This is a genomic window from Reyranella soli (genome assembly GCF_007992495.1).
In the GTDB taxonomy this organism is placed as follows: Bacteria; Pseudomonadota; Alphaproteobacteria; order Reyranellales; family Reyranellaceae; genus Reyranella; species Reyranella soli.
Genome location: NZ_BKAJ01000082.1, coordinates 67,665 through 75,261 on the forward strand (window position 1 = coordinate 67,665; position 7,597 = coordinate 75,261).

6 protein-coding genes are annotated in these 7,597 nt (G+C 66.8%); all 6 read left to right on the forward strand.

The features are described from left to right. Window positions 1-83 precede the first annotated feature (83 nt). The gene (locus RSO01_RS23685) at window positions 84-1,220 is read left to right on the forward strand and encodes a CmpA/NrtA family ABC transporter substrate-binding protein (protein ID WP_147152008.1); all 1,137 of its coding nucleotides are present in this window, start codon (window positions 84-86) and stop codon (window positions 1,218-1,220) included. Further along, on the forward strand, window positions 1,217-2,509 hold the full coding sequence (locus RSO01_RS23690; protein WP_147152010.1) for a CmpA/NrtA family ABC transporter substrate-binding protein: 1,293 nt from the start codon (window positions 1,217-1,219) through the stop codon (window positions 2,507-2,509). The genes RSO01_RS23685 and RSO01_RS23690 overlap by 4 nt, the downstream gene beginning before the upstream one ends. A gap of 101 nt (window positions 2,510-2,610) precedes the next feature. After that, entirely contained in the window at window positions 2,611-3,423 is an 813-nt protein-coding gene (gene ntrB, locus RSO01_RS23695; protein ID WP_147152024.1) for a nitrate ABC transporter permease, read from the forward strand. 10 nt (window positions 3,424-3,433) lie between these two features. Beyond that, on the forward strand, window positions 3,434-4,234 hold the full coding sequence (locus tag RSO01_RS23700; RefSeq protein WP_147152012.1) for an ABC transporter ATP-binding protein: 801 nt from the start codon (window positions 3,434-3,436) through the stop codon (window positions 4,232-4,234). Window positions 4,235-4,241: 7 nt separating this feature from the next. Continuing rightward, complete coding sequence (locus tag RSO01_RS23705) at window positions 4,242-6,008, forward strand: NirA family protein (RefSeq protein WP_147152014.1); 1,767 nt, start codon at window positions 4,242-4,244, stop codon at window positions 6,006-6,008. After that, window positions 6,005-7,573, forward strand: a complete 1,569-nt coding sequence (locus RSO01_RS23710; RefSeq protein ID WP_147152016.1) for a sulfite reductase subunit alpha — start codon at window positions 6,005-6,007, stop codon at window positions 7,571-7,573. The genes RSO01_RS23705 and RSO01_RS23710 overlap by 4 nt, the downstream gene beginning before the upstream one ends. Window positions 7,574-7,597: the final 24 nt, after the last annotated feature.

Below are 7,597 nucleotides of genomic sequence, written 5' to 3' on the forward strand. Positions count from 1 at the left end.
GTCGCTTGGACAACGGCGTCCTGAACGGTCGGCATTCTGCCGGCCGGGCGGGACGCCGTTTTCGTTTGTGGAGTGCGTACGGGATGGCCGATCTGGAGCGACCAAAGATCAAAGTCGGGTTCATCCCGATCATCGACTGCGCGCCGATCGTGCTGGCCGAGGAGCTCGGCGCCTACGAGCGCCAGGGACTCGAGGTCGAGATCCGCCGCGAGGTCTCGTGGGCCAACGTCCGCGACAAGCTGGCGTTGAGCAAGCTCGATGCCTCGCACATCCTTGCCCCCCTGCCGCTGGCGCTGACCCTCGGCATCGACAGTGTCAGCGTGCCGGTGATCAACGCCATGACCCTGCAGGTCAACGGCAACGCGCTCACCCTCTCCACCAGCCTGTGGCGCGAGATGGAGGAGGCCGCGCCCGAACTGGTGAAGGCCGGGCGGCCGCTCGATGCCCGCGCCATTGCCGCGGTCGTGGCCAGGCGCGCCGCGACCGGCGCCAAGCCGCTGGTGCTGGCCTCGGTGTTTCCCTACTCGCCGCAGAACTACATGACGCGGCTGTGGCTGTCGTCGGCCGGCGTCGATCCCGATCGCGACGTGCGCATGGCCGTGGTGCCGCCGCCTCACACTGTCGCCTATCTCTCGGGCGGCGCGATCGATGGCTACTGCGTCGGCGAGCCGTGGAACCAGCAATCCGAGGCGCTGGGTATCGGCCGCATCGCCATCACCGGTCCCGACATCTGGCGCGGCATGCCGGAGAAGGTGCTGGGCTGCACCGAATCGTGGGCCGCCAACAACCCGAACACGCTGCGCGCCCTGATCAAAGCACTGATCGAAGCCTGCCTGTGGCTCGACGAGCCCGCCAACCGGCCCGAGGCCGCGCGCATCCTGTCGAGCCCGCGCTATCTCAACACGCCGGCCGAGATCATGGCGCGCACGCTCGACCTGCCGGGCTTCCACGTCTTTCAGCGCGATGCCGCCAACTTCCCGTGGCGCAGCCATGCCGACTGGTTCCTGGCGCAGATGGTGCGCTGGAAGCAGGCACCGGCCGACACCGACATCAAGGCGGTCGCCGACCGCGTCTATCGCACCGACATCTATCGCGCCGCGGCGCGCGAGATGGGCGTCGATTGTCCCGAGGCCGACCGCCTGCCGCCGGGTGGCCACGGTGAACCGCTTCCAACGGCACAACAGACTTCCGAGGCTTCTTCTTTCAGGAGACGAGTATGAGCAGCACCAAGTTTGGACGACGCAGCATCCTGAAGGGTGCCACCGCCACTGCCGCCTTGATGGGCGCGGTGCGAACGGCCTTCCCGTCGGGCGCCTTCGCGCAAGCCGCGGGGCCTGAGACCAACAAGGTCACGTTGGGCTTCATCGCGCTCACCGATTCCTCGCCGCTGATCATCGCCAAGGAAAAGAAGATCTTCGATAAGTACGGCATCACCGATGCCAACGTCGCCAAGCAGGCCTCATGGGGCACCACGCGCGACAACATCGTGCTGGGCTCGGGCGCCGGCGGCATCGACGGCGCGCACATCCTGACACCCAAGCCGTACCAGATCTCGCTTGGCACGACGACGCCGGAGAACAAGCCGGTGCCGATGTATATCCTGTGCCGGCTCAACTACGACTGCCAGGCGATCTCGGTCGCCAAGGAGTTCAAGGGCCTCGGCATCACCGTCGACGCCAAGGCCTTCAAGGAGCCGCTCGCCAAGAAGAAGGCGTCCGGCAAGGAGATCAAGGCCGCCATGACCTTCCCCGGCGGCACCCACGACATGTGGATCCGCTACTGGCTGGCCGCGGGCGGCATCGATCCCGACAAGGACATCTCCACGATCGTCGTGCCGCCGCCGCAGATGGTGGCCAACATGAAGGTCGGCAACATGGACGCCTTCTGCGTGGGCGAGCCGTGGGGCGACCAGCTGGTGCATCAGGACATCGGCTACACCGCCTGCATGACCGGTGAGATCTGGAAGGATCATCCCGAGAAGTCGCTCGGCATGCGCGCCGACTGGGTCGACAAGAACCCCAAGGCGGCGATGGCCGTGCTGATGGCCGTCATGGAGGCCCAGCAGTGGTGCGACAAGATGGAGAACAAGGACGAGCTCGCCCAGATCATTGGCAAGCGCCAGTGGTTCAACGTGCCGCCAACCGACATCGTCGACCGCATCAAGGGCGACATCGATTACGGCGACGGCCGCAAGGTGAAGGGCTCCAACCAGCTCATGACCTTCTGGGCGCGCGGTGCGTCCTATCCGTTCCAGAGCCATGAGCTGTGGTTCCTCACCGAGAACCAGCGCTGGGGCAAGCTGCCCATGGACCTCGACACCAAGGCCATCATCGGCAAGGTCAACCGCGAGGATCTGTGGCGCGAGGCGGCCAAGAACATCAGCGCTGCCGCGGCCGACATTCCCAAGAGCACGTCGCGCGGCAAGGAGACCTTCTTCGACGGCAAGGTCTTCGATCCTGAGGATCCCAAGGCCTATCTCGCCTCCCTCCAGATCAAGAAGGTGGCGTGATGGCGGCTGCAAGCAAGGCAACGGCGATCGCCGACACGGCCGACATGCCGGTGCCGGATGTACCGGTACGTTCGGCCGAGATCGTCACCTTCCAGCCGCCGATGCGGCCGGTGCTGGAGCGGGTCACCGAGATGGCGCGACACACTGTGAGCGTGGTGCTGCCGCCGTTGATCGTGCTCGCGATCACGCTGTTCGTCTGGCAGCTCCTGTGTTCCGAGCCGGGCGCGCGGCTGCCGCCGCCAACCAAAGTGGTGGCCGACGCCTGGGACTTCATCGTCGACCCGTTCTACGACAATGGCGGCGTCGACAAGGGCGCCTTCTGGCAGATCTCCAAGAGCCTGGGGCGCGTCGCCATCGGCTTCAGCTTCGCGGCTGTCGTCGGCATCGCGTTGGGCGTGCTGATCGGCCAGAGCACCTGGGCAATGCGCGGGCTGGATCCGATCTTCCAGGTCCTGCGCACAGTGCCGCCGCTTGCCTGGCTGCCGCTGTCGCTGGCGGGCTTCCGCGATTCGCATCCCTCGGCCCTGTTCGTGATCTTCATCACCTCGATCTGGCCGATCATCATCAACACCTCGGTGGGCGTCAGGAACATCCCGCAGGACTATCGCAACGTCGCCGCGGTGATCCGGCTGTCGTGGTGGGAGGTCTTCTACAAGATCACGCTGCCCGCGACCGTGCCCTATATCTTCACCGGTCTGCGCATCGGCGTCGGTCTCTCATGGCTTGCCATCGTCGCGGCCGAGATGCTGATCGGCGGCGTCGGCATCGGCTTCTTCATCTGGGACGCCTGGAACAGCTCGCGCATCAGCGACATCATCGTGGCCCTGGTCTACATCGGCATCGTCGGCTTCCTGCTCGACAAGCTGATCGCCACCGTCGGCCATTTCGTCTCTCACGGCGTCGCGACGCAATAGGAGGCGGATCATGGATAACAGCTACCTCAAGTTCGAGCAGATCGGCATGAGCTTCCGCCGCGGCCAGATGGCGACGGAGGTGCTGCGCGACGTCAACCTCACCATCGGCCAGGGCGAGTTCGTCTCCCTGATCGGCCATTCCGGTTGCGGCAAGTCGACCCTGCTCAACATCCTGGGCGGCCTTCTGACCTCGACCACAGGCGAGGTCTTCCTCGAAGGCAAGGTGGTCGACGAGCCGGGACCTGACCGCGCCATCGTCTTCCAGAACCATTCGCTGCTGCCCTGGCTCACCGTCTACGGCAACGTCGCCATTGCCGTCGACAAGGTGTTCGGCTCGTCCAAGACCAAGGCCGAGCGCCACGACTGGGTGATGCACAATCTCGAGCTCGTGCAGATGGCGCAGGCCAAGGACAAGCGCCCGCACGAGGTCTCTGGTGGCATGAAGCAGCGCGTCGGCATCGCCCGTGCGCTCGCCATGCAGCCCAAGGTGCTGCTGATGGACGAGCCGTTCGGCGCGCTGGACGCGCTGACCCGCGCCCATCTGCAGGACAGCGTCATGGAGATCCATGCCCGGCTCGGCAACACGGTGATGATGATCACCCACGATGTCGACGAGGCCGTGCTGCTGTCGGACCGCGTGGTCATGATGACCAACGGACCCTCGGCCACCATCGGCGAGATCCTGAAGGTTCCCCTGGCCCGGCCGCGCCGCCGGCTGGAGCTCGCCACCGACGCCGAGTACGCCCGCTGCCGCGCCGCTGTGCTGGAATTCCTCTACGCCCGGCATCGCGTGCCGGCCCGCGCGGCCTGAGGGCGCGATGACCGAGTTCGACGACCAGCAGAAGCAGTGGCTGCAGGGTTTCGTCAGCGGCCTGGAGGCCCGCAAGGCCGCCGACAAGCTGACGAACCGCAGTGCTGCGTCCGCCGCGCCGTCGAACCTCGATGCCCTGCAGACCGCCGCGCAGGACCGCACGCTCGCGGCAGGCGGCAAGCTGGTCGCCGAGGAGACCGCCAAGCGCCAGCGTCATCCGCTGGATCGCATGGATGAAGTCACGGGTCGCGCCAAGGCCGGCCAGTTCCCCAAGGGCATGGACGTCTTCCTGACCAAGTATCAGGGGTTGTTCTACGTGGCGCCGGCGCAGGACTCCTTCATGTGCCGGCTGCGCATCCCCAACGGCATTTTGAGCGCCTGGCAGTTCTGCGGCCTGGCTGATGCCGCCGATGCCCATGGTGGCGGCTACGCCGACGTGACGACGCGGGCCAATCTGCAGATTCGCGAGATCGGTGCGGCGCAGGCCGTCGACCTGCTGAACGCGGTACAGGCACTGGGCCTCACAGCGCGCGGCTCGGGTGCCGACAACATCCGCAACGTCACCGGCAGCTCCACCGCGGGCATCGATCCGCAGGAGCTGATCGATACGCGGCCGCTGTGCAGCGCGATGCACCACTACATCCTCAATCACCGCGAGATGTATGCCCTGCCGCGCAAGTTCAACATCGCCTTCGACGGCGGTGGGCGCGTGCCGACGCTGGAGGACACCAACGACATCGGCTTCGTCGCTTGCCAGGTCACTGACGGCATCGAGCCCGGCATCTACTTCCATCTTCAGCTTGGCGGGATCACCGGCCATCTCGATTTCGCCTTCGAGACCGGCATCCTGCTGAAGCCCGAGGAATGCGTGACCGTGGCCGCCGCCGTCGTGCGCGCCTTCGTGGCCCACGGCGATCGCACCAACCGGCAGAAGGCGCGCCTGAAATACGTGCTCGACCGCATGGGTCGCGACGCCTTCGTGGCCGAGGTCGAAAAGGAATGCGGCCAGAAGCTGCGCCGCGTCGCCGGCGCGGTGATCGCGCCGCGGCCGATGGCCGACAAGCACGGCCATATGGGCGTGCATCGCCAGAAGCAGGCGGGCCGCAACTATCTCGGCCTGGTCCTGCCGGTCGGCCGGCTCACTTCCGAGCAGATGCGCGGACTGGCCGAGATCTCCGAACGCTTCGGCAGCGGCACGATCCGGCTGACGGTCTGGCAGAACCTCCTGATTTCCGACGTCGCCGATCGTGATGTCGGCATCTGCATCGCTGCGATCAACGCGCTGGGCCTGGGTGTCGAGGCGAGCGCCATCCGCCGCGGCCTGGTCGCCTGCACCGGCAATGCCGGCTGCAAGTTCGCCGCCTCGAACACCAAGGGACATGCACTGCGGCTGGCCGACTGGCTCGAGGCACGGGTGATGGTCGACCTGCCGATCAATATCCATCTCACCGGCTGCCACCATTCCTGCGCCCAGCACTATGTCGGCGACATTGGCCTTTTGGCCGCCAAGGTTGATCGCGGTGAGGACAGCGTCGAGGGTTATCACGTCTATATCGGCGGTGGCGCCGCCTCGACTGGCGAGCAGGCAATGGCGCGCGAATATGCCAAGTCGGTGGCCTTCGACGACCTACCGCCGCTGATCGAGCGCTTGCTCGGCGCATGGCTCGCTCATCGCGCGGCGCCGACCGAATCCTTCTTCGAGTTCGCGCGTCGCCATGAGGTCGCCGAGCTGCGCGACCTCGCGGCGCGCGCACCGGCGGAACTCATGGCATGAATGCCATCACATCTGTTCCATCTATCATCCCCGAGACCGCGCCGTTCTCGACCGAGCAGCGCGCCTGGCTGAACGGCTTCTTCGCCGCCTATCTCGGCGTCACCGCCGAGGCGATGGGGCAGAGCGATGCCGCCGCGGCCGAGGCCGACGAGGACTTCCCCTGGCACGATGCGGCGCTGGCGATGCCGGAGCGGCTGGAGCTCGCCAAGGAGCGCAAGCCCGAGCGTCAGCTGATGGCTGCCATGGCCCAGCTCGACTGCGGCCAGTGCGGCTATCTCTGCCAGACCTACGCCGAGGCCGTGTGGTCGGGCGCCGAGGCCGACATGGGTCGCTGCGTGCCTGGCGGCAAGGAGACCCAGCGCAAGCTGAAGGAGCTTCTGGCCGCCTTGGAACCGCAGCGTACCGGCGCGGCCACCGCACCGGTGGCGAAGACCGCGGCGCCTGTCGGCTCGCGCGACCGGCCGGCGCTCGCCACCCTGGTCGATGCCCATCCGCTCAACCGGCCGGGTTCGGGCAAGGATGTGCGTCACGTCGTGTTCGACCTGTCGACCACCGACCTCACCTACGAGGCGGGCGACAGCCTGGGCGTGTTCGCGCGCAAGAACCCGCAGCTCGTGCAGGCCGTGCTCGATCGCGTCGGCGCGACCGGCGAGGAGATGGTGGCGTTCGATGGTGATGCGCTGCCCTTGCGCCAAGTGCTTTTGAGCAAGGTCGACATCGCCCGCCCCAGCGACGAGTGCATGGAGTTCCTGGCCACCCGCGCCTTCGACGGCGAGGAAGCGCTGAAGCTGCAGGCGCTGGCCCGCGGCGAAGGCCCGCCAGAGCTGGCCGAGGCCGACCTGCTCGACTTGCTGATGGCCTTCCCTTCGGTGACGCCTTCGCTGCCGGGCCTGCTGAAGTCGCTCGACCGCCTGCAGCCGCGCCTCTACTCGATCGCCTCGTCGTCCAAGGCGCATCCACGCGAGGTCCATCTCACGGTCTCGGCGGTGCGTTGGGACAGCGATGGCCGCACCCGCACGGGCATCGGCTCGTGCTATCTCGCCGACTTCGCCAAGCCGGGCGATGTCATCCCGATCTTCGTGCAGAAGAGCCACGGTTTCAGCCCGCCGGCCGACGACAGCGCGGCGGCGATCATGGTCGGACCGGGCACCGGCATCGCGCCGTTCCGCGCCTTTCTCGAGGAGCGCGAGGCGCGTGGCGCGAAGGGCCGCAACTGGCTGTTCTTCGGCGACCAGAAGCGCACCAACGACTTCCTCTACGAGGACCAGATCATGGATTGGCAGCGCCGCGGCGTGCTGCATCGCCTCGACCTCGCTTTCTCGCGTGATCAGGCGGACAAGATCTACGTCCAGCATCGCATGCAAGAGGCCGCCGCTGAGCTCTGGCAATGGCTGGAGGAAGGCGCGCACTTCTATGTCTGCGGCGATGCCAAGCGCATGGCCAAGGACGTCGAGGACACGCTGCTCAAGATCGCCGTCGAGCAGGGCGGCAAGAGCGACGTGGAAGCCAAGGCGTGGCTCGACGGCCTCGGCAAAGCCGGCCGGTACCAGCGCGATGTTTACTGAACGGGAGCGCGGGCCTCTGGCCCG